Genomic DNA, 22,640 nt, shown 5'->3' with positions numbered 1-22,640 from the left:
AACTGTATGTGCTGGGTGGTGTGAAAAAAATGTTTAATGATTAGAATAGTGATTTGAAGTCATTTAGCTTAATACTTGTTATGTGAAATCCATCAAAATTAGGATGAACGGACTTGTATATTGTACTTGATCGAATACAATAGGGTGAGAAGAAAAGGAAGCTTCATGATTGAAATTAAACGTCTACCTGAATTTGATGAATGGTTAGATGGAATTAAAGACAATATGACCCGTATTCGCTTGAACCGTAGATTGGATAAGGTTCAACGTGGAAATTGGGGAGATATTAAACCTCTCCAAAATGGTGTTTGGGAAATGAGAAAGTTCTTTGGTTCTGGTTGGCGGATGTACTATATCCAACATGGTGATGTTGTGATTGTAATGCTGGGTGGTGGTGATAAGTCTACACAGCAGCAAGATATCGATCGAGCAGTCAAACTTTCAAAAATATTGGAGAATTAAAATGGTTAAAGTTGCTGATTTACCAAGTTTTGACATGGCTGAGTCTCTCAAAACTGAAGAAGATATTGTCATGTATCTTAATATGGTTCTTGAAGAGAATGATCCTGCTGAGCTTGCTCATGCGCTTGGTGTAATTGCTAAAGCAAGAGGAATGACTCAAATTGCAAAAGAGGCAGGTATTGGGCGTGAAGCTCTTTATAAAGCACTTCGTCAGGATTCTGCACCACGTTTTGATACGATTAATCGTGTGGTGAATGCTTTAGGTTTAAAACTTACAGTACAACATTCTTAAAATGTGAGAAATAAGTACCAACTAGCATTGTTAAGGTAATAGAACAATCACATATTCCAAATAATATGCTAAAGGTAACCTTGCTAGCTGTATAAAATTAAAAGCTGGTTTTCGACTTGTATATCAGGTTAAAGATGATCAAGTTATTATTTTATTAATTACTGTTTGAAAACGAGTAAACAGTATGTAGCTCATATTATATTAATTTTAGAATTTATAATGATATTATGAAAAAATACCTTAAGTTATCACCAGAATTTATGTGCTATCCCATTTGGCTGGAACAAGATAATTTTTTCAGCCAATAAATCACTACGAATTAAATATATCCGCTGAATTAAAACAAAAAATTGAAAATTGGGATGATAAATATCAATCCATTTATGTAGATAATTATCCACCTGATTCAAAATTTCAAACAGCTATAGCTGAAAAAGAATTTATTAAAATAGGACATGAAATGAAAAAAGAATTACAACAAGAAATTGGAAATGATTACGAAATATTATATCGACCTTAAATTAATTTATTAAAAAATTCGATTACTGCAAATATTATTGTAAGTCCAAAAAGTTAAATGTAATAAAAAAGCCTATAACAATAAAGTTATAGGCTTTTCACTTTATATGAAATGAATTAATTCATAGTCATTAAGCTTGCATTACCACCCGCAGCAGCAGTGTTAATACTAATTGCACGTTCAATCACAAAACGTTCTAGTGGAATGTTGTAGTCACCTGAGTTTAAGTGAGTAATACCAACAATCGCACCTTTACGGCTTGCAATTTTCTTCTGTAATTCAAGTAATTCAGAAGCATCATTATGATGTAATACTGCTTCAAAATCGCCAGTTACAACGTCAGTTACAACCTTAATATTATCAATTACAGCTTTTGGCATACTAGACATATACTTCAAAATAAATGTATTTTCCGCAAGAACAACCGCTTGGCTACCTACAGCAAAAATAGAAAGTAACTGTTGAATTTGGTCTCGTTCATTCGTTGCTAAAGACAATACACGTTCACGTGGCACAACAACATATTGGTTGCTTTCACCAGTAGGGCCGTGTAATTCATAGCTATTGCCTACACAGAATGCTTGAGGCATTTGCAATTCATATTGTGGGAACGTTTTTTGCGCCCAAGTTTTGAATTGTTCCAATACAGAACTATTGTCTGTTAATGGTGTAATTTCGCCTGTTGCATATGGTGTAGCTAACTTTTTACGATCACAGTTTTCCATTAAGCGATATAGATAAATCGGGCCACCAGCTTTAGGGCCAGTACCAGACAAGCCTTCACCACCAAACGGTTGAACGCCAACTACAGCACCAACAATGTTACGGTTGATGTATAAGTTACCTACTTGAGCCTTAGCAACTACAGATTGAATTGTTTCATCAATACGAGTGTGCAAGCCCATAGTTAGGCCATAGCCTTTAGAATTAATATGATCTAAAAGTTGTTCTAATTGACCGTATTTATAGGTAATTAAGTGTAGAACAGGACCAAATACTTCACGTTCTAAGTCGTCAAGGTTTGGAAGCTCAATTAGTGTTGGTGGAACGAAAGTACCATTTGTAAGATCATCATGATTTGCATTACGCATAAGTTGATGAACTTTATGACCTTTAGCGCTCATTTTTTCAATGTGCTTGCTAATAATACCTTGAGCTTCAGCATCAATTACAGGGCCAATATCTGTTTTAAGTAAACCAGGATTGCCCACACGTAGTTGTTGCATTGCACCTTTAAGCATTGTAATTACGCTTTGAGCATTATCTTCTTGAACACACAATACACGTAAAGCTGAACAACGCTGACCAGCACTGTCATAAGCCGAGTTCACAACATCTAAAATAACCTGTTCAGTTAAAGCAGATGAGTCAACGATCATGGCATTTTGACCACCAGTTTCCGCAATTAACGGAATAGGCGTGCCATTTTTACTTAAACGGTTAGCAACAGTTTTTTGCAAGATTTTTGCAACTTCTGTAGAACCTGTGAACATGATGCCTTTAATGCGGTCATCTTGGCTAAGTTGTGAACCAACAGTTTCACCACGACCAGGAACAAGCTGTACAACAGATTGTGGTACGCCCGCTAACCATAAAATACGAATCGCTTCAGCTGCAATTAACGGTGTTTGTTCAGCAGGTTTTGCAATAACGGTATTACCCGCAACAAGTGCAGCGGCAATTTGACCCGAGAAAATCGCAAGCGGGAAGTTCCAAGGACTAATACATAACACTGTACCTAATGGTTCAATGTTTGTATTTTTGTCTAAATCGATGATTTGTGAAGCGTAATAACGTAGGAAATCTACAGCTTCACGTACTTCAGCAATCGCATTGGCAGATGTTTTACCACTTTCACGGCTAAGAAGGATCATGAGCTCTTGTAAGCGTGATTCCATGATGTCAGCAGCACGTAATAAACAACCTGCACGAACATCTTTATCTGTGTTAATCCAATCGCTTTGTGCATTTGCAGCAGTATTTAAAGCCACATCAACTTGAGCAGAAGTGGCTTCATGAACTGTACCTACAACATCATTATGATTTGCAGGGTTAATGATGTTAAGAGCAACAACCGATTCATCTGCAACAATTTCTTTGCCTAAAGGTGCGGCATTCCATTGATGAGATTGTAGTTTAGTTGCAGTCGCATTCAGTTCTAGCAAATCTTTATCGTTCGCAAGGTCTAAACCTGAAGAGTTTTTACGGTTAAAGCCGTATAAATCGATAGGGAAAGGGATGCTAAGATGTTTTTGACCAACTTTGCCTTCTTTACGCTGTGCTTCTGTAATCGTTTGGCGAGGATTTTCAATTAAATCTTCAACTTTAAGATTTTTATCTGCAATACGGTTTACGAAAGATGTGTTTGCACCATTTTCGAGTAAACGACGTACAAGGTATGCCAATAGTGTTTCGTGGTTACCTACAGGTGCGTAAATACGGCAAGGAACGCCTAATTTATTTTCGTTTTTAGGACCTACAACTTGTTCGTATAGTGGTTCACCCATACCGTGTAGGCATTGGAACTCATATTGACCAGGGTAGTATTTAGCAGGATCAGCCATTTGGTAAATGGTTGCCAAAGATTGCGCGTTGTGTGTCGCAAACTGAGGGTAAATATGCTCTGGTGCAGCAAGTAGTTTTTTAGCACACGCGATATAAGACAAGTCTGTATGCACTTTACGTGTGAAAACAGGGTAGTCTGACATACCTTCGATTTGCGCTTTTTTAATTTCGCTATCCCAGTAAGCACCTTTAACCAAACGAATCATTAAGCGTTTTTCGCTACGTTTCGCTAGATCGATAATATAATCTACAACGTAAAAACAACGTTTTTGGTAGGCTTGAATGACAAAGCCAATACCTTTCCAATCTTTAAGTTTTGGTTCGAAGCAAAGACGTTCCAAAAGCTCTAAAGAAATTTCTAAACGATCTGTTTCTTCAGCATCAATGTTTAAACCAATGTTGTATTGTTTTGCCAACAATGCAAGGTTATAAACTTTGCTATATAGCTCATCATGAACGCGGTCAATTTGCGCACGGACATAGCGAGGGTGTAAAGCAGAAAGCTTAATTGAGATACCTGCGCCATCATAAACATCTTTATCGGCAGCAGCTTTACCAATGGCATGAATTGCATTGGTATAGTCTTGGTAGTAACGTTCTGCATCGTGATCTGTTAATGCAGCTTCACCAAGCATATCGTATGAATAACGGAAACCTTTTGCTTCAAGTACTTCGGCATTTTGTAACGCTTCGCCAATGGTTTCGCCTGTCACGAATTGTTCGCCCATCATACGCATAGCAACATCGACTGCTTTACGGATAATGCCACGGCTTGAACGTGCAAGTAAGCCCGTTAAAACACTGCTTAAACTTGTTTGTTTTGGTGTTTCCATCAACTTGCCTGTAAGCATTAAGCCCCAAGCAGCAGCGTTTACAAACATGAGGTTACTATTGCCTAAATGTTCTTTCCAGCTGCCTTGATTGATTTTGTCACGAATAAGTAGGTCACGAGTTGCTGTATCTGGAATACGTAACAATGCTTCCGCAAGGCACATTAATGCAATGCCTTCTTGAGAAGAAAGAGAGAATTCTTGAAGTAGACCCTGAACGATACCAGCCTTGCCATTAGAACCTTTACGTTCACGTAATGCATGCGCAAGTTGGAAAGCAAGATCTTGAATATTGCCATTTAGTTCGTCTGAAAGTTCGCTATGTGCAAGTAAGTTTTCTACACAATCGCTTTCGTCAATACGCCAAGCAGCATTGATTTTTTCTTCGTACTCATTCTTTTCACGAAACTGAGAGATATATTCTAAATGGGGTTTTGAGCTATCAATTTGAAATTCGTTTTCAGTGATATTCATGTCAGCATCCTGTGACTACAAAAAATAATAGGTAAGAAACCAGATATAATTTATGATTACAGAAATTTTGACGAACAACTCACTATAATTTTTCTGTTTTTTAGAGAATAATTCTGATGACAAACCATGTTTCAACCCTAGATCGTATAGATATCAGGATGTTAGATATTCTACAAAACGATGGGAAAATTTCAAATATTAAGCTTGCTGAAGCTGTTAACTTGTCGCCTACCGCGGCTTTGGCTCGTGTGCAGAAGCTCAAAAAGGAAGGTTATATTATAGGGTATGGAGCTAAGCTCAATCCAGATAAATTGAATTGTAGCTTTGTGGTGTTTGTGGAAATTCTTCTCGATAAGACGACACCTAATGCACTGGATGGTTTTTCAGATGCTGTGGTTCATTATCCTGAAATTGTAGAATGCCACATGATTAGTGGTGGTTTTGACTTTCTTGTAAAAATTCGATGCTCAAATATGGAGGAGTTTCGGAAAATTTCAGGTCAGGTGCTATGGCAATTGCCAGGTGTAAAAGAAACCCGCAGTTATCCTGTGATGGAAGTGATTAAAGAATCGAGCCAAATTAAACTTAAAGTACAGCCAAAACCTGTGGTTTAGCTATTTTTTAAAGCAATAAAATAAGGGGCATATAGCCCTTATTTTATTTAATCAATAAGAATGAAATCTTATTTTTTGTCTGTTTTCATTTCGTGCATTGCTTGCGCATAAGTTTTTTCTGCAAGCTCAAAACGATCTGTAACATCTTTTGCAGGTGCTTTACCTAGTAAACTTACTACAACAATTGAAAGCGTAGAAAGAATGAATCCAGGAACGATTTCGTATAAGCCTGTATCTGCAAAATAAGTTTTCCATGCAATTACAGTCACAGCACCCACAATCATACCAACAATTGCACCATTTAACGTCATACGTTTCCAGAACAATGAAAGAATAATGAGTGGACCGAATGCAGCACCAAAACCAGCCCAAGCATAAGCAACTAAGCCTAAAACTTTACTATCTGGGTTCATACCTAGGCAAATTGCAACAATTGCAATTAGGATTACCATTAAACGACCAACCCAAACTAATTCACTTTGAGATGCATTTTTACGGAAAAAGCCTTTGTACAAATCTTCAGTTAATGTTGTAGAACATACAAGTAATTGACAGCTTAGCGTACTCATTACAGCAGCTAAAATTGCCGCTAAAATGACACCTGCAATCCATGGGTTAAATAGAACTTTAGTCACTTCCATGAATACGATTTCAGGATTTGCATCTACCACTGCACCAAATTGTGGATTCGCGTGGAAATATGCAATACCGATATAACCTACAGCTACAGCACCACCTAGGCAAAGAATCATCCACGTCATACCAATACGGCGAGCGGCAGGGATTACTTTTACAGAATCTGCAGCCATGAAACGTACAAGAATGTGTGGTTGACCAAAGTAACCCAAGCCCCAAGCCATTGACGATAAAATCGCAACTACGCTTAAGTTTGAAACGATGTTGTTTGCATGTGGACGTGCACTTTCAATAAGAACAGTAACGCTTTGTGCATGATCACCAATCGCAAGGTAAGTCACAATTGGAGCAAGTAATAATGCAAAAATCATCAAACCGGCTTGGAAGGTATCTGTCCAGCTAATTGCAAGGAAGCCACCAATACATACATAACTGATTGTTGCAATTGCGCCAATCCATAATGCAGTTGTGTAGTCCCAACCAAATAGGCTTTCAAATAATCGAGCGCCAGCAACCATGCCTGAAGCACAGTAAATTGCGAAGAATACTAGAATTACAACAGCAGAGATTAAACGTAATATTTTTTTCGTATCGCCAAAACGACTAGTGAAATAGTCAGGGAGGGTTAAGGCATTATTTTGAATTTCAGTGTGCGTACGTAGGCGTCCTGCAACAAGTAACCAGTTGAGCCAAGCACCAACGACTAAGCCAACTGCAATCCATGCTTCAGATAAACCTGAAAGATAAATTGCACCCGGTAAGCCCATCAATAGCCATCCGCTCATGTCGGATGCACCTGCAGATAGAGCTGTTACTACGCTACCTAAGCTTCGTCCACCTAAAATATAGTCATCAAAATTTGTTGTGGCTTTATAGGCATATAGCCCAATACCAATCATAGCCACGATATAGAACATAAATGTTACTAATGTGGGATTCAGTTGGCTCATCATTTTGCCATCCTTTGTCAGTCCTAAAAGAATCATCTATCCAAGATGAATTTTTATGCATTTTTAGCAAGTTGCTGATTCAAGCACAAAGTTGAAATTACGCTCTGTAACAATTGAGTGGCTCTTGTATATTGTTTGTGCAACGAAATGTAATTTTGGTTACAAAGTGGGGTCTACATGAATTTTATGATCTGAATAATTTTATTATGGTTTGATGTGAAATGATGGTGGAAAAGTAATAACATTCTTATAATGCGAATATGGAATTAAAAAAAATTAGCTGATCAAATATTTGTTTACGAAGAGTTTTACCTGGGGTAATAAAATTGAAAATTAAATTAATCTGCTTAACTGTTCTATTGATAAGTGGATGTCAGACAAAATATGAAAATTCACTTGCTAGTGCTAAAAAAACAATAAGCGAGTTTGATGGCTCTACTACTATCAATAGTCGGATTTCTCAGTCATGGAGTAAAAGTGGCTGGATGAGTGCAGGGGTCGGTTTTAATGGATTTGCAACTAAAGGAAATTTTCATTCTATGGTTGCCGAAGTTACCTTCATCAATTCGATTACAAACCTTAGTAAACTATATTTAAATATAGATGGAGTTTTTACTGAATATGAACCTGTGAGTACGCATACTAAAGTTACATATGGGCCGGCAACTAAAATTCCTATGAGTACTCGTGGATTTGTTATACCTGTTTTAACAGTGGTTAAAATTAAAGAAGCTAAATATGTCCGCTATCGAGTTACAACTTTATCTGATGGTTCTCGTGAAGGTGAGTTAGTTAGAGATGGAAAACTTTCACCTGCTGCTAAAAGTTTAATAAATGTAGCAGAAGCTATTAAGTAATAAAAAAGCCTCTATATAGAGGCTTTTTTATGTCAAAAGTTTAAAGAAAAAAAATACATGATCTAGTTCTGTAAAGCATAATTGATGTTTAGTTATTGGTTTATAAAATAATTTCATTGGCTTGCATAGAAACTCCTAAATTATAGTGACTTCACCTGATTCATTTTGTTCATAAAAAATACTTATTTTTATGGGTTAGGCGGTATAAAAAATTAAAATATATACAAGGAAGTTATTTAATTATGAATCCGTTAAAAAAGTATCAAACGATTACAGTCACATTCCTCTTATTAATAGGAATTATTAATTATTTAGACCGTAGTGCTTTATCTATAGCAAATACATCAATTCAAGCCGATATGCAGATAAGTCCATCAGAAATGGGGGTTTTATTGTCAGCCTTTTCTCTTGCATATGCCTTTGCACAACTTCCTTTAGGCTTAATTATTGATAGATTAGGCAGTAAAATCGCTTTAGGTGCTTCATTGGTTATTTGGTCTGTTGCACAAACAGCTACGGGGCTAGTGAACAGCTTTGCAGGATTTATGGGACTTCGTATTGCCTTAGGTTTAGGTGAAGCTCCGATGTTTCCATCTGCGGCAAAGGCTTTGTCAGAGTGGTTTGATGCGGAAAAACGAGGAACACCTACGGGTATCGTTTGGTCTTCTACCTGTATAGGGCCATGTTTGGCTCCACCTGTATTAACCATTTTAATGATTAATTTTGGTTGGAGAGGAATGTTTATTATTACAGGTGTGGTTGGCGTTCTAGTGGGTATATGTTGGTTTGCATTTTATAAGAGTAAAGCTGAATATTTAGCGCAATATCCAGAAGCTGGAACAAAGGCGATTACAGAATCTGTAAAAGTGAATGATGAATTAGCAAAACCGAGTGTATTTGCTAATTGGGTAGATTTATTCAAGCATAAAAGTACTTGGGGAGCAATTTTAGGATTCATGGGGGTCATTTATATGCTGTGGCTTCAATTGACTTGGTTGCCAGGTTATTTTGAACGTGAGCATGGTTTGAATCTTTATAAAACCGCATGGCTTGTATCTCTAGCTTATTTCTTTGGTGCAGTAGGTACATTAACGGCTGGACGATTATGTGATTGGTTGGTTTCAAAAGGTGTAAGTAATATTAATAGTCGTAAGAGTCTTGTGATTACAGGATTATTACTTGCAGCAATAGCAAGTTTACCTTTGGCGTTATCACCGAGTTTAACAACGTGTGTGGTTTTATTATGTATTGCTTTATTTAGTATCAATATGGCAAGTGCGACAGCATGGATGATTGTAAATACAATTGTTGAAACCAATCGTGTTGCCTCTTTTGGTTCTATACAAAACTTTGGTGGTTATATTGCTGGATCGATAGCACCTATTGTTACAGGGTATTGTATTGAATATACAGGATCATTCTCTATCGCATTTCTTATTTCATCTATTGTTGCTATTAGTTCTGCTTTAGCTTATTTCCTTCTGCTAAAGAATCCTATTCTGACACAATCTGCCTAATTTGCTTAAAAAAAAGCCTCCGCTATGGAGGCTTTTTTTATAAAAAGATAGAAAACTTATTTCAAGAAACGTTGATAACCTAAGTTATTGGTAATTTCATCATATGGATAAGTAATACTTTCTAATGTTTCAATTAAACCATCTGGATTTTGTTTCGCATCAGAAGCTTCTAAACCAACTAAAACACGACCTTCGGCTGCACCGTGGTTACGGTAATGGAAAAGAGTAATGTTATGTGTTGGTCCTAAACGCTCTAAGAAAGTGAGTAGTGCACCTGGACGTTCAGGGAACTCTACACGGAATAAACGTTCATTTTCTAAATCTGCATGACCGCCAATTAAATAACGAATATGTAGCTTAGCAACTTCATCATCAGATAAATCATCTACATCAAATTGAAGTTTTAATGCTTCATAAATATCTTGGCGTTCTTTTTCACCAGCTTTAAGACTAATACCCACAAACACTTGTGCCGCTGTTGCATGGCTTGCACGGTAGTTAAACTCGGTAATATTACGACCTTGTAAAGCACGGCAGAAATTCAGGAATGAGCCTTTTTCTTCAGGAATCGTCACTGCAAAAATGGCTTCTTTGCGTTCACCAAGCTCTGTACGTTCTGCAATATAGCGTAAACGGTCAAAGTTCATGTTTGCACCGCAAACAATAGAAACTAAGTTTTTGCCTTCTAAGCCATGTTCGGCTACGTATTTTTTAATACCTGCTAAAGCCATTGCACCTGATGGTTCAACAATGCTACGACATTCATCATAAGTATCTTTAATTGCAGCACAAATTTCATCTGTATTTACCAATACAACATTTGGCTCAACAATTGGCCCTGAGTTATCTGATTTTTGTAGGCGAATCACGTCAAATGGTTTTTCACCAATTTGTGCAACCGCTGTACCATCGGCAAATAAACCAACAGCAGGTAAAATTACACGCTCATTTGCTTCAAGTGCTGCTTTTAAACATGCAGATTCATCATATTCAACAGGAATGACTTTTACATGTGGTGCAACATCACCTAAGTAAGCTGCAACACCTGCAATTAAACCGCCACCGCCAACAGCAACGAATACATAATCTACATCACGCCATTGACGTAAAATTTCATTACCAATGGTGCCTTGTCCTGCCATAACGAGCTCATCGTCATACGGTGGAATAAAAGTCATACCATCTTCGGCTGCACGTGCAATTGCGTATTTATTGGCTACATCAAATGAATCGCCATGTAATACAACTTCACCACCTAAGCGTTTAACCGCTTGGACTTTAATGTCTGGTGTGGTTTTTGGCATCACGATAATGGCGCGAATTCCTAACTTTTGACCAGATAATGCCACGCCTTGTGCATGGTTACCTGCTGAAGCAGTAATAACGCCACGTTCTAACTGAGATTTCGGTAACTGACTAATACGGTTATAGGCACCGCGTAGCTTGAAAGAAAAGACAGGTTGTAAGTCTTCGCGCTTAAAGCGAATATTATTATTTAGCTTTTCACTAATTCGTGGCGCTGCTTCGAGTGGGGTTTCGATTGCAACATCGTATACGGTTGCTTGTAATATTTGTCGAACCAAACGAGACAGCATGTTAATTTTCCATCTAACAGTTTAAAATAGGCGCTTATTGTAACAAACCCAAATACATTTAGGCTGTAAAATCAGCAACAAATGTCGAAAATAGTTGAGTAATGTAATGAGTCTATATGCAACCCAAGATGAGAAAAAGCAAGCCGCGGCAAAAGCTGCTTTAAAACACTTACCAAAAGGTGGCATTTTAGGCGTTGGTACGGGTAGTACTGTTAATTTTTTAATTGATCTTTTACCTGAACTTCAATTAGAAGCAGCCGTTGCAAGTTCTGAAGCAACTGCACAACGTCTTAAAAAACTAGGTATTGAAGTTGTTGATATGAATAGCGTGGGCGGTTTAGATGCTTACGTAGATGGCGCAGATGAAATTGATCGTCACATGCATATGGTAAAAGGCGGTGGTGCTGCACTTACACGTGAAAAAATTGTGGCTTCAATTGCGAAGAAATTCGTGTGTATCGTAGATGATTCAAAATGGGTTGAACAATTAAGCCGTGAATTTCCACTTCCTGTAGAAGTAATTCCAATGGCGCGTTCTGCCGTAGCTCGCAAAATTGTTGCTTTAGGCGGTGACCCTGTATATCGCGAAGGCGTAGTGACAGATAACGGTAATGTTATTTTAGATGTTTATAATTTAAATATCTTAAATGCACTTGAGCTTGAAAGAACCTTAAACGATATTCCTGGTGTTGTATGTAATGGTATCTTTGCATTAAACAAAGCTGATATTGCGATTGTTGCAACAGATAACGGTATTGAAGAACGTACTGCGGTTTAAGAGAAATTTTCTACACCAAGAATCCCTCTAAATCTCCCTTTTAAAAAAGGGAGACTTTAAAACCGTTCTTATAGAAGAATGGAATTCCCCCTGAATAAAGGGGGTTAGGGGGATTTAAATAAGAAAAGAACAAAAATGACATTATCTGATTTACCTGAAATTCAAATTACACGCAATATTCGATCTACACGGCTAAGACTTCGTGTTGAACCCACACGTATTCGCTTAACTGCCCCAGTTTTTTGCACAAAAAAGCAAATCCAGAATTTTATAGATCAGTCTGAAACGTGGTTGCTTAAAACATGGCAAGCGCAACAACAAAATATTGTTCATGTGGATAGAACTCGACCTACAGAAATTCAATTATTTAATTTAACTCAGCCAATTCAAATTGAATATTTAACGCAGAAAAATAATTTTATTTTTGATGTTGAAAATATGATTTTAAAGATAAGTGATCGCACACCTGAAAAGTATTTAAAAGCTTTTGTTATTGAATATGCCAAAGAACAATTGCCTAAGTACTTAAATAGCGTAAGTGCGGAAATAGGGCTTAAATTTACTGAATGCAGTATTAGACAACCAAAGACAAGATGGGGAAGTTGTTCAGCACAACAAAAAATTATGCTGAACAGTGCTTTGGTTTTATATAACAAAGACGTTGTACGTTATGTCTGTGTTCATGAACTTGCGCATACGGTTCATTTTAACCATAGTGCGCATTTTTGGCAGTTGGTACATAAGCACGATGTAGATTTTCAACAAAATCAAAACGTATTGAAGAAAATGCCAACGCCGTATTGGTGGAATAGTATTTAAGTTTTATACATTCGTTAGATTTTTTACTCCTCTAACTTCTTTTCAACTTCTTCACTCGTAATCGCATCTTTAAATAAAAAGCCTTGTCCCTGAGGGCAACCCATTTTTATGAGCATATCGAGTTGTTTTTGGTTCTCAATGCCTTCAGCAATAACATTCATGCCTAAAAGAGGTCCTAATTTCACAATACCTTCGACAATTGCGGCAATAGGTTTTTTCTCAACAATTTTAGAAATAAAGCTATAGTCTATTTTAATACTGTCTACGGGTAGGTCACGTAAATGCGTTAAAGATGAATGACCTGTACCAAAATCATCAAGTGAAATACGAATTCCTGCTTCTTGCAGTTTTTTGAGTGCACGAATTACGTAACCTGCACTACGATCTGAAAATAAATGTTCTGTGATTTCTATTTCAATATGCTGAGGGGAAATGTCTGCATCTTGAATGCGTTGCAGTAGTGTTTCTGCGTAATTATCTCTAAAAAACTCCACAGGCGATGCATTAATAGCAACAGGAATAATTTTTTTACCTGATGATTGCCATTTTTTAATATCTGCAAAAATTTTATTTTGCATATTTGTGCTAATTTTGGTCGATAGCTCAAAATCATTAAAAGCTTCGGTAATTGTTTCGGGACTAAAGATTGTTTTTGTTTCGGGACAATACCAGCGTAGTAACGCTTCTAAGCCAATCACTTTTAACGTTGATAGCTCAATTTTAGGTTGATAATACGGTGTAATTGTATTTTCACGAAGAATACGCCGTGCTGTTTCTATTTGAATGGCTTTATTACGCGTGATATTAAACATATTTTCGTTAAAATATTGTATTCCGCCACGACCACGTGTTTTTAGGTCACTTAGTGCTGTATCTGCACATTGCAATAAGTTTGAAAAGTTATCTGCATCTTGTGGGAAAATGGCAGATCCAATACTCATGCTACTACTCAGCATTTTACCGTTATAGTCATAAGGTTCATTCATCAAATTGAGTATTTTGTTTCCAATATGGCTAAAAGTATCAATATCTTGTATGCCGTAATAAACAACTGCAAATTCGTCACTGCCTAGTCGAGCAAGAATGCTTTGATCTTGGAATTCTTTTTTTAATCTTTTAGCAAAACTTTTAAGGATAAAATCACCCGCTGTGTAACCTTGGGTATCATTAATATTTTTAAAATGATCTAAACCGATAAGAAATAATCCAATATGCCCATAGCTGTTTTTATTACTTTTAAAGAGACTTTGTACATTGGCTTTTAAACCATATCGATTGAGTAAACCTGTAAGTTCATCTGTCTCATTCGAAATGCGTAATGCATTTTTAACTTGGTTGCTCATTTCCTTTTGAGTCTTGAGCTGCATCAATACATCTTTATGAGATTGATAATGTTCTTGTACGTTAATTAGCGTAATAAACCAATCTAGCGTTTTAGAATCATTTAAGTTTGCTTTGGCTTGTATAAGAAACCATTGATATTCATTGTTGTTATTTTTAATTCGATATTGTTGTTGAATGCTTTCAGGTCGAGGTATTTTACTATTAAGTAATTCACTAAATTTAACAGCATCTTCAGGATGAAATGCTTCTAAAACATCTTGAAGCTTTAGGTCTGACTTTTCTTGCTTTAAAAATTTTCGAAATTCTTGATTTATATGGATATTATTGGATTTGATAATCAAGGCGAAATTAGGCATTTGATCTAATATATGCAAGCTTTGCTCTGAAGTAGAGTAATGAATAGGCGGTAGCGTTGTTTGGGGATCTGTGTTGCTGTGATCTATTGTTTTATTTGGTGTACGCACTATGTTTCGACCCTATTCGAAGTACTTGTGAAACTAAAGAGTTCCACGTATAAAATTTAGTATTTTTAATCATTAAGTTTATATTTAAATATGACTTGTTTAGCATTGTATAAGTCTTGAACTTATTCATAATCATGTAAAATAATGATGCTTAATATACACAAAATTTGTATATTTGGCTTTTAAATTCTCGTGAAAAATTATGTGAATCACATAAGGACAATGCTATAAAAGAGTTAAAAAATCAACAAACTCGTTCAAAATTGTTCAGAAAGTTTTTAAACCCTGCCATACTAAGCAACGGACATATCAATAATTTATTTAAATTGAGGTAGCTAGCGTGATTTCTGTCGGGATTGTTGGTGGAACAGGTTATACAGGCGTTGAATTATTACGTCTTTTATTGCGTCATCCAAATGTGCAGGTTACTGTTTTAACTTCTCGAACTGAAGCTGGTCGCCGTGTAGATGACATGTTCCCAAGTTTACGTGGGCAAACAGAGCTTAAATATTCAGATTTAGACATTCAAGAATTAAAAAAATGCGATGTTGTTTTTTTTGCAACGCCACATGGTGTAGCAATGAAATATGCAGAAGATCTTTTGGCTGCAAATACTAAGGTCATTGACCTTGCAGCAGACTTTAGATTGCAAGATTTAGCTCAATTTGAAAAATGGTATGGTTTAGAACATGCATGTCCAGATGTATTAAAAGCATCTGCCTATGGTTTATCTGAATTAAACCGTGAAAAAATTAAACAAGCGAATGTAATTGGTAACCCAGGTTGTTACCCAACAACGGTTCAATTGGGTTTAGCGCCTGTATTAAAAGCAACTGAAGCTTTAGTGAAACCTGAAAGTATTATTATTGATGCTAAATCGGGTGTGTCTGGTGCAGGGCGCAAAGCAAGCTTAGGCATGATTTATTCTGAAAATGCAGATAACTTTAAAGCCTACGGTGTAGCGGGTCATCGTCATCATCCTGAAATTGTAGAAGCTTTGGAAAATATTTCAGGGCAAAAAGGTGTTTTTGATCATATTCTTTTTGTTCCGCATTTAGTTCCAATGATTCGCGGAATGTTCAGTACCATTTATATTGATTTAACAGAAGCAGGTCAAACAGCAGATTTACAAAGTTTATATGAGCAGTTCTATGCGAATGAGCAATTTGTAGATGTAATGCCTGCAGGAAGCTCACCTGAAACTCGTTCTGTACGTGGTGCGAATCAATTGCGTATTGCACTATACAAACCTCAGCCACAAAAACTAGTGATTTTGGTTGTACAAGATAACTTAGTGAAAGGTGCAGCAGGTCAGGCTGTTCAAAATATGAACTTAATGTTTAACTTTGCTGAAAATGCAGGTTTAGATGTTATTGGGTTATTACCATAAGTAACGCTTTTCAACTACACAGACGGCATTTTTTCGAATTAAATCTGTGCTTTGAAAAACATTTTAAAAGAGATGACGATGAGCAACATTGAATCTAAGACTGAAGAAAAACAATTAAAGTCAAATAAACTGCATTTACAAGGCAATATGCCACTTGTTGTCGGTGCTGCGGTATTGATTTTAGGCAGTGGCTTTTTAGGCTATAGCGTTGGGCATCGTCAAGGTTTAACAGTGTCTGGTTATGATGCGGATGCTCAACAGCTTGTAGAAGTGGTAGGGTTACAAAAAGATCGCTTAGAAACCTTAAATAAATCATTGAATGCTGCTGTTCAGGAACGTGATGTTGCTGTGAGTAACTCAAATGATTTATTTGCTGCTGTTACTCAAGCAAAGGCCGATAAGGTTCAATCGGATGGTATGTTAACAATTTACCGTGAAGTATTAAGACAACGTGGTGGATTAAGCCTGACCGTTCAAAACTTAGGTGTTAAGCCATTGGCTGATAACTCATATGAATATCAGCTCGATTTAGTTCAAGTCAGCCCATCTAAAAGTATGACGTCTGGGAATGTAGAATTGCGTGTTATTCGAGGTTCTGAAGTGCTTGTGATTCCAATGGAAAAAGCAAACTTTAACTTTGATAACTTCGAGCGTTTAACAGGACGTTGGACATTACCTAAAGGTTTTACACCGCAGTTCATTGAAGCGCGTATTACTGGTACAGGGTTGGCACCTATTATTAAACGTTTTAGTTGGGTAAGAGGAAAACCTGTAGATGCTGTATCAACGTCTATAGCAGATATTCCACAAGTCAAAGCAACTGCTCAATAGTGTATTCAAATTAAATATGAGTAATTTAAAGCGTCAACTGTGTTTGACTGAAATTAAGAATGGATTCTCTCAATCGGGCTTAGTCGATTGGCACTTAGATATTCGTACGAATATGCAAGATGGGAATTATGAGGAAGAAGGCGATACAGTTGTACAAACTGCACCGCCCGAATTTAAACGTCCGCCAATGTATGTTGTACTTCTTTTGAATGACGATTACACACCAATGGACTTTGTTATTGAAATTTTACAAGAAAAATTCGCAATGAATCTTGACCAAGCTACTCAAGTAATGCTAACTGTACATTACGAAGGTAAAGGTGTTGCTGGCGTCTATCCAAGAGACATTGCGGAAACAAAAGCGAACCAAGTCAATAATTACGCTCGATCACAAGGTCATCCTTTACTTTGTCAGATAGAGCCTAAAAATTAAGGGGATCACATGCTAAGTCGACAACTAGAAGTATCATTACGTTTGGCTGTTAGCATGGCTCGTCAAAAGAGACATGAGTTTCTGACAGTTGAACATTTGTTATTGGCATTATTAGATAACGATTCTGCGGTAAATGCTCTAAAAGCATGTGGTGCAGATATTATTGTACTGCGTAAAGAACTAGAAGAATTTGCAGAACAAAACACGCCTAAATTATCTGAAGATAGTGACTTAGCACCGCATCCGACAGAAAGTTTTGATCGTATTTTGCAACGTGCAATTTTTCATGTTCAGTCGAGTGGTGGAGATCGTACCGTTGAGGGTGCCGATGTTCTTGTTGCTATGTACTCAGAACGCGATACTTTTGCGGTATATCTATTAAAACGTCATCAAATTAACCGTCTTACATTAACGCAGTATCTTTCTCATGGTGCACATAAACAAGAAGAGCATGCAGAGGAAGAAGTCGAAGATTTAGATGGTGAACAACTATCATCTTCTAATGCAGGGCCTTTAGAGCTATATACGGTTAACTTAAACCAAGAAGCGCAAAAGGGTAAAACTGATCCTTTAATTGGTCGTGAAAAGGAAATTGAACGTGCAGCGCAAATTTTATGTCGTCGCCGTAAGAACAATCCTTTGCTTGTTGGTGACCCAGGTGTAGGTAAAACTTCTATTGCAGAAGGTTTGGCTTGGTTAATTGTGAATGGTAAAGCACCAAAGCCTTTAGAAAATGCAGAAGTCTTTAGTTTAGATATTGGTGCATTGGTTGCAGGAACAAAATATCGTGGTGATTTTGAAAAGCGTTTAAAACAATTATTAAATGCTTTAAAGAAAAAACCAGAAGCAATTTTGTTTATTGATGAAATTCACATGATTATTGGTGCAGGCTCTAGTATGGGCAGCACAATGGATGCATCAAACTTAATTAAGCCTGCGCTATCTAATGGTAGTTTACGTTGCATTGGTTCAACAACATTCCAAGAATATCGCCAAGTTTTTGAAAAAGATCATGCATTGTCGCGTCGTTTCCAAAAAATTGATGTGAATGAACCTTCTATTTCAGAAACCATTGATATTCTACGTGGCTTGAAATCTAAGTTTGAAGAATTCCATCACGTTAAATATGATGATAGAGCATTAGTAACGGCTGTAGAGCTTTCTGCCAAATTCATCAATGATCGTTTCTTGCCTGATAAAGCCATTGATGTGATTGATGAAGCAGGTGCGCAACGTCGTTTAAAAGCAGAACAAGACGATACTTTAATTACTGTAGAAAACGTAGAAGATATTGTGTCTAAAATTGCACGTATCCCTGCAAAAACAGTATCTAAAGATGATAAGACTGTATTGGGTAATCTTGAGCGTGATCTTAAACGCGTTGTGTTTGGTCAAGATGATGCCATTGTTGCACTCGCATCTGCCATCAAGCTTTCTCGTGCGGGCTTAAAAGCACCAGATAAGCCTGTAGGTAGCTTTGTCTTTGCAGGCCCAACAGGTGTAGGTAAAACAGAAGTTACTAAACAGCTTGCGAAGTTGTTAGGTGTAGAGCTTGTACGTTTCGATATGTCTGAATATATGGAACGTCACGCCGTATCTCGTTTAATTGGTGCGCCTCCGGGTTATGTTGGATTTGACCAAGGTGGTTTGCTAACAGATGCGATTCATAAAAATCCGCATTGTGTATTATTGCTTGATGAAATTGAGAAAGCACATCCAGATGTGTTTAATCTATTACTGCAAATTATGGATCATGGCTCATTAACCGATAATAATGGTCGTAAGTCAGATTTCCGTAATGTTGTTCTTGTTTTAACAACAAATATTGGTGCAGAGAGTATTTCACGTACGAATATTGGTTTCATGGAACAAGACAATAGTAATGACAATCAAGATGCAATGAAAAAAGCATTCTCGCCTGAATTCCGTAACCGTTTAGACAGCGTTATTCAGTTTAAAGCATTGCCAACAACTGTTATTGAAAACGTAGTAGATAAATTCCTTACAGAGCTTCAAGCGCAACTTGATGAGAAAAAAGTGATACTTGAAGTTGGGAAAGCTGCACGTGCTTGGTTAGCTGAAAATGGTTATGACCGTTTAATGGGTGCAAGACCGATGCAACGTCTTATCCAAGAGCATTTGAAAAAGCCTTTAGCTGAAATGATTTTGTTTGGTGAATTGGCCGAAAATGGCGGTAATGTTTCAGTTACGGTTAAAAAAGAAAAAGGCAAAGCGGTTGGTTTAAAACTTGCTGTTTTTGAAGATGAAACAGCAGAACCTGCTTAAAATCTATAAATGATGAAAATAACTCGTGTCAGCACGGGTTATTTTTTTATTAGAACCTTAAAAGTCGTTGTTGTGAGTAGATTGATGGATATTCAGATCACAAAGATAATCACTACATTTTTTTTGTTTTTTATTACCGCTATTGCTGAAATACTCGGATGCTATTTCCCGTATTTAATTTTGAATCAAGGGAAAAGCCATTGGTTGTGGATTCCAACAGTATTCAGTCTCGCCGTGTTTGTTTGGTTGTTGACCTTACATCCTGCAGCTTCGGGTCGAATTTATGCCGCTTATGGTGGGATTTATATTTTTACCGCACTTATGTGGCTTAAATATATAGATCAAGTCAGTTTAAGCCGTTGGGATATAATGGGTGGATTAGTGGTGATGATTGGCGCTGCGATGATTATCTTACAGCCACAAGGGCTTATTCGCTAAATCTTAAGTCAATGAAGGATAAAAAAGGATGCATATATACATCCTTTTTTATCATCACACGAGCAAAATTAAAGTGCGTGTTTTAAGTCTTTTCTATGCTGTTTCACTTGTTTTGCGTAGCGTTTGCCTTGTTTCTTCATTTGTCGGTTGGTGTTATAGCCTGTTGGCCCAACATTATAATAAGCCAGAGCTTTAGGCATACTTCCTGCTGATGCTTCATATTTTTTTAGAATATAAGTACCACAATTTACATTGGCTGTTTCATCAAATAAATCACCTGGGCAAGTTTGTTGCCAAAAGCGAGGAATTATTTGAGTTAAACCCACTGCGCTTGCATTTGAAACCACAGTAGGACGATAAGAAGATTCTTGGCGAATAAGAGCCGCAATAAGGAGGGGATCCATATCGTAGCGATCTGCTGTAGCTACAATAATAGGAGATACACGATTTGCCGTAGTTGGATTTACAGAATATGCGCGTTGAATACCAGCAGATAATTTTGTGGCACGTTTTTCTACAGAGCCCATACCTAAAGATGAACACCCTGTAAATAAAAGCGCAGTAATAGAAATTCCCGCAATTTTGAAAATATCAGATTTTGTTATTTTACGAATAAAATTAACGCTTTTTAAAGTCAACAAAATACAAACCAACTCAGACAAAATATTGCATCGAATATAAGTAAAGCATGCATTAAGCGTCAAGAGTATATTCGCAACGATTTTATAGCGTTTGTTTACAGGAATTTTACTAAAATAGGATTCATACAAATTAACATCCTTTTTTAAAAGGCATATAATTCATATCATGATGATTTGTGATTGAATAACCGATGACACCTGCATGTAAGATCTTAAAATCAAACAAAATTGAATATAGTATTCATGAGTATGAGCATGACCAAAATGCTAAAAGTTTTGGTTTAGAAGCTGCCGAAAAATTGGGGCTAGATGTAAACGAAGTTTTTAAAACTTTAATGGTGACCGATGATAAAGCCTATTTTGTTGCGGTATTACCTGTGAATCATCAACTAAATTTAAAGAAAGTTGCGAGTGCATTGGGGTGTAAAAAACTGCATATGGCAGACCCGAAAGATGCAGAACGTTTAACAGGATATTTGGTCGGTGGGATTAGTCCCGTAGGGCAGAAAAAACGCTTAAAAACAGTGATTGATTCCACGGCAGAAACTTTAAATAAAATGTATGTAAGTGGCGGAAAGCGTGGTCTAGATATTGGTTTAAATCCGCAAGATTTAGCAAAAGTATTAGGTGCAACCTTTGCAGAAATTCTAGATGTATAACCAATGAAAGTAGGGGAATAAGGCTTAGTTTGATTGTAATCAATTAAGCCTTTTATTTGATTAAATATTAGCTCTTATTTAGTTGAACTTTAGAGTAATTTCAAGCTGATAGAAAATCCTCGGGATATATCTCGTGAAATTATGGTATTGGTTAGTTTTGTTACATAAAAAATCTATGGTTTACCCTTTAAAAGAGCACTTGTTATAATGAATTTAATAAAATAGCCTAAGCAAATTTATAAAATATAACCATCAACTTCCCAAAAAATAGAAAGATAGCAGCGGTTTTCAAAATGAAATATAGAGAGGGAGTAAGTTCTAAAAGAGGAACGGAAGTATTAATAGTGTTGTTATAAATAGCCTAAGTAAAAAATATTTTTTGAAAGAAATCACATCAAATATCAACTATAATCAAAATCAATTTAATTTTCTTCGACCTATTTAAATCATGATACTAAATTATGAATTTCATAAAAACCCAAAAACAAATGAGTCTGAAACAATTGTATTTATACATGGTTTATTTGGAAATTTAAGTAATTTGGGAATGCTAGCAAGGGCATTTTTAGAAACACATCATGTTGTTCAAATAGATGTTCGTAATCATGGTAAGTCTGAACATTCAAGTGAAATGAATTATGTCTTAATGGCTCAAGATGTTTTAGAAACATTAGATCATTTAGCCGTTCATAACTTTAATGTTGTAGGGCATTCTATGGGCGGAAAAATTGCCATGAAATTGGCAGATTTTGCAAAAGATCGTCTTCAAAAATTAATTGTGTTAGATATGACACCGTTCGCATATCAAGAAAGTCATCATGATTCTGTTTTTAAAGCTTTAATGGCTGTTGAAAATGCTCATATTTCTTCACGACAAGAAGCTTTAGTTATTATGCGTGAAATTTTATCTGAAGAAATGGTGATTCAATTTTTAATGAAATCTTTTAATAAGGGTAAATTCTTATTTAATGTAAATACATTATATGAGCATTATTCTGAAATTCTTGCATGGGAAAATATCTGCTGTGAAACTTCAGCTCTGTTTATTCGTGGTGGTGCATCACCTTATCTGAAAAAAGACATCCATGTTGAAGCTGTTCAGCAACAATTTCCAAATGCTAAAATTGAAACTGTTGACGGCGCAGGGCACTGGCTACACGCTGAAAAAACAGCTGAAGTTTTAGTTTTAATAAAATCATTCTTAAATTAAGAATGATTTTATTTTGCTATATATTTGAAATTACA

General features: G+C 36.4%; 19 protein-coding genes and 1 pseudogene. 15 read left to right on the top strand and 5 right to left on the bottom strand.

The genetic code is table 11. The features are described from left to right. The first annotated feature begins 165 nt into the window (after positions 1-165). The 3 genes and pseudogenes from GTK57_RS13185 to GTK57_RS14855 all read left to right on the top strand — a co-directional run bounded on the left by GTK57_RS13185 (position 166) and on the right by GTK57_RS14855 (position 923). On the top strand, positions 166-462 hold the full coding sequence (locus GTK57_RS13185) for a type II toxin-antitoxin system RelE/ParE family toxin (protein ID WP_163124010.1): 297 nt from the start codon (positions 166-168) through the stop codon (positions 460-462). A gap of 1 nt (position 463) precedes the next feature. Continuing rightward, positions 464-754, top strand: a complete 291-nt coding sequence (locus GTK57_RS13180) for an addiction module antidote protein (protein ID WP_163124007.1) — start codon at positions 464-466, stop codon at positions 752-754. A 26-nt stretch (positions 755-780) separates the two neighbouring features. Beyond that, a pseudogene (locus GTK57_RS14855) lies at positions 781-923 on the top strand (type II toxin-antitoxin system RelE family toxin). Positions 924-1,390: 467 nt separating this feature from the next. Here the strand turns inward: GTK57_RS14855 and putA are convergent. Beyond that, a complete protein-coding gene (putA, locus tag GTK57_RS13175) occupies positions 1,391-5,143 on the bottom strand; it encodes a trifunctional transcriptional regulator/proline dehydrogenase/L-glutamate gamma-semialdehyde dehydrogenase (RefSeq protein ID WP_163124004.1) in 3,753 nt (1,250 codons plus the stop codon). A 116-nt stretch (positions 5,144-5,259) separates the two neighbouring features. Between putA and GTK57_RS13170 the strand changes: the two genes are divergently transcribed. Further along, the gene (locus GTK57_RS13170; RefSeq protein ID WP_152872975.1) at positions 5,260-5,757 is read left to right on the top strand and encodes an Lrp/AsnC ligand binding domain-containing protein; all 498 of its coding nucleotides are present in this window, start codon (positions 5,260-5,262) and stop codon (positions 5,755-5,757) included. Between the two features lie 68 nt (positions 5,758-5,825). Here GTK57_RS13170 and putP read toward each other — a convergent pair whose 3' ends face one another. Beyond that, positions 5,826-7,343 (bottom strand): sodium/proline symporter PutP, encoded by a 1,518-nt coding sequence (putP, locus tag GTK57_RS13165; protein WP_163124778.1) that lies wholly within the window; start codon positions 7,341-7,343, stop codon positions 5,826-5,828. A 326-nt stretch (positions 7,344-7,669) separates the two neighbouring features. Between putP and GTK57_RS13160 the strand changes: the two genes are divergently transcribed. Beyond that, complete coding sequence (locus GTK57_RS13160; protein WP_163124001.1) at positions 7,670-8,200, top strand: hypothetical protein; 531 nt, start codon at positions 7,670-7,672, stop codon at positions 8,198-8,200. 242 nt (positions 8,201-8,442) lie between these two features. After that, positions 8,443-9,717 carry an MFS transporter gene (locus GTK57_RS13155; protein ID WP_163123998.1) on the top strand — a complete coding sequence of 425 codons (1,275 nt, stop codon included), beginning with the start codon at positions 8,443-8,445 and terminating at the stop codon, positions 9,715-9,717. 56 nt (positions 9,718-9,773) lie between these two features. Here GTK57_RS13155 and ilvA read toward each other — a convergent pair whose 3' ends face one another. Further along, positions 9,774-11,312: a threonine ammonia-lyase, biosynthetic gene (gene ilvA / locus GTK57_RS13150; protein WP_152872969.1), complete on the bottom strand. Its 1,539-nt coding sequence runs from the start codon at positions 11,310-11,312 to the stop codon at positions 9,774-9,776. A 106-nt stretch (positions 11,313-11,418) separates the two neighbouring features. On the opposite strand from ilvA, the gene rpiA reads away from it, so the two are divergent. Together rpiA and GTK57_RS13140 are read left to right on the top strand one after the other, a co-directional pair. Continuing rightward, positions 11,419-12,090, top strand: coding sequence for a ribose-5-phosphate isomerase RpiA (gene rpiA / locus GTK57_RS13145; RefSeq protein ID WP_152872967.1), 672 nt, complete (start codon positions 11,419-11,421; stop codon positions 12,088-12,090). 135 nt (positions 12,091-12,225) lie between these two features. After that, positions 12,226-12,909 carry a M48 family metallopeptidase gene (locus GTK57_RS13140; protein ID WP_163123996.1) on the top strand — a complete coding sequence of 228 codons (684 nt, stop codon included), beginning with the start codon at positions 12,226-12,228 and terminating at the stop codon, positions 12,907-12,909. A 23-nt stretch (positions 12,910-12,932) separates the two neighbouring features. Here GTK57_RS13140 and GTK57_RS13135 read toward each other — a convergent pair whose 3' ends face one another. Continuing rightward, positions 12,933-14,717 carry a bifunctional diguanylate cyclase/phosphodiesterase gene (locus GTK57_RS13135; RefSeq protein WP_163123993.1) on the bottom strand — a complete coding sequence of 595 codons (1,785 nt, stop codon included), beginning with the start codon at positions 14,715-14,717 and terminating at the stop codon, positions 12,933-12,935. A gap of 340 nt (positions 14,718-15,057) precedes the next feature. On the opposite strand from GTK57_RS13135, the gene argC reads away from it, so the two are divergent. From argC to GTK57_RS13110, 5 genes are all read left to right on the top strand, one after another. After that, on the top strand, positions 15,058-16,107 hold the full coding sequence (gene argC, locus GTK57_RS13130; RefSeq protein ID WP_163123990.1) for an N-acetyl-gamma-glutamyl-phosphate reductase: 1,050 nt from the start codon (positions 15,058-15,060) through the stop codon (positions 16,105-16,107). A 78-nt stretch (positions 16,108-16,185) separates the two neighbouring features. After that, positions 16,186-16,938, top strand: a complete 753-nt coding sequence (locus GTK57_RS13125; RefSeq protein ID WP_152872961.1) for a DUF6776 family protein — start codon at positions 16,186-16,188, stop codon at positions 16,936-16,938. A gap of 16 nt (positions 16,939-16,954) precedes the next feature. After that, a complete protein-coding gene (gene clpS, locus GTK57_RS13120; RefSeq protein WP_163123987.1) occupies positions 16,955-17,371 on the top strand; it encodes an ATP-dependent Clp protease adapter ClpS in 417 nt (138 codons plus the stop codon). Positions 17,372-17,380: 9 nt separating this feature from the next. Beyond that, on the top strand, positions 17,381-19,657 hold the full coding sequence (gene clpA, locus GTK57_RS13115) for an ATP-dependent Clp protease ATP-binding subunit ClpA (RefSeq protein ID WP_163123984.1): 2,277 nt from the start codon (positions 17,381-17,383) through the stop codon (positions 19,655-19,657). An 84-nt stretch (positions 19,658-19,741) separates the two neighbouring features. Beyond that, on the top strand, positions 19,742-20,095 hold the full coding sequence (locus GTK57_RS13110) for a YnfA family protein (protein ID WP_163124775.1): 354 nt from the start codon (positions 19,742-19,744) through the stop codon (positions 20,093-20,095). A 68-nt stretch (positions 20,096-20,163) separates the two neighbouring features. On the opposite strand, the gene GTK57_RS13105 is transcribed toward GTK57_RS13110, so the two are convergent. Next, positions 20,164-20,622: a lytic transglycosylase domain-containing protein gene (locus GTK57_RS13105; RefSeq protein WP_152873007.1), complete on the bottom strand. Its 459-nt coding sequence runs from the start codon at positions 20,620-20,622 to the stop codon at positions 20,164-20,166. Positions 20,623-20,927: 305 nt separating this feature from the next. Between GTK57_RS13105 and ybaK the strand changes: the two genes are divergently transcribed. Further along, positions 20,928-21,395, top strand: a complete 468-nt coding sequence (gene ybaK, locus GTK57_RS13100; RefSeq protein ID WP_163123981.1) for a Cys-tRNA(Pro) deacylase — start codon at positions 20,928-20,930, stop codon at positions 21,393-21,395. A gap of 448 nt (positions 21,396-21,843) precedes the next feature. Beyond that, positions 21,844-22,605 (top strand): alpha/beta fold hydrolase, encoded by a 762-nt coding sequence (locus GTK57_RS13095; protein WP_163123978.1) that lies wholly within the window; start codon positions 21,844-21,846, stop codon positions 22,603-22,605. Positions 22,606-22,640: the final 35 nt, after the last annotated feature.

Origin of the sequence: Acinetobacter portensis, from assembly GCF_010646905.1 — a bacterium.
Classification (GTDB): Bacteria; Pseudomonadota; Gammaproteobacteria; order Pseudomonadales; family Moraxellaceae; genus Acinetobacter; species Acinetobacter portensis.
Note: the sequence above shows the minus strand (reverse complement) of the source record. Positions and strands in the feature narration are given on the sequence as shown.

Excerpts from the sequence above, each read along its gene's own strand:
- putP (WP_163124778.1), bottom strand. The coding sequence starts at position 7,343 with ATGAGCCAACTGAATCCCACATTAGTAACATTTATGTTCTATATCGTG.
- ilvA (WP_152872969.1), bottom strand. The coding sequence starts at position 11,312 with ATGCTGTCTCGTTTGGTTCGACAAATATTACAAGCAACCGTATACGAT.
- GTK57_RS13170 (WP_152872975.1), top strand. The coding sequence starts at position 5,260 with ATGACAAACCATGTTTCAACCCTAGATCGTATAGATATCAGGATGTTA.
- GTK57_RS13155 (WP_163123998.1), top strand. The coding sequence starts at position 8,443 with ATGAATCCGTTAAAAAAGTATCAAACGATTACAGTCACATTCCTCTTA.
- GTK57_RS13180 (WP_163124007.1), top strand. The coding sequence starts at position 464 with ATGGTTAAAGTTGCTGATTTACCAAGTTTTGACATGGCTGAGTCTCTC.
- GTK57_RS13095 (WP_163123978.1), top strand. The coding sequence starts at position 21,844 with ATGATACTAAATTATGAATTTCATAAAAACCCAAAAACAAATGAGTCT.
- rpiA (WP_152872967.1), top strand. The coding sequence starts at position 11,419 with ATGAGTCTATATGCAACCCAAGATGAGAAAAAGCAAGCCGCGGCAAAA.
- clpA (WP_163123984.1), top strand. The coding sequence starts at position 17,381 with ATGCTAAGTCGACAACTAGAAGTATCATTACGTTTGGCTGTTAGCATG.
- GTK57_RS13110 (WP_163124775.1), top strand. The coding sequence starts at position 19,742 with ATGGATATTCAGATCACAAAGATAATCACTACATTTTTTTTGTTTTTT.
- GTK57_RS13125 (WP_152872961.1), top strand. The coding sequence starts at position 16,186 with ATGAGCAACATTGAATCTAAGACTGAAGAAAAACAATTAAAGTCAAAT.
- GTK57_RS13105 (WP_152873007.1), bottom strand. The coding sequence starts at position 20,622 with ATGGGCTCTGTAGAAAAACGTGCCACAAAATTATCTGCTGGTATTCAA.
- GTK57_RS13140 (WP_163123996.1), top strand. The coding sequence starts at position 12,226 with ATGACATTATCTGATTTACCTGAAATTCAAATTACACGCAATATTCGA.
- ybaK (WP_163123981.1), top strand. The coding sequence starts at position 20,928 with ATGACACCTGCATGTAAGATCTTAAAATCAAACAAAATTGAATATAGT.
- GTK57_RS13185 (WP_163124010.1), top strand. The coding sequence starts at position 166 with ATGATTGAAATTAAACGTCTACCTGAATTTGATGAATGGTTAGATGGA.
- clpS (WP_163123987.1), top strand. The coding sequence starts at position 16,955 with ATGAGTAATTTAAAGCGTCAACTGTGTTTGACTGAAATTAAGAATGGA.
- putA (WP_163124004.1), bottom strand. The coding sequence starts at position 5,143 with ATGAATATCACTGAAAACGAATTTCAAATTGATAGCTCAAAACCCCAT.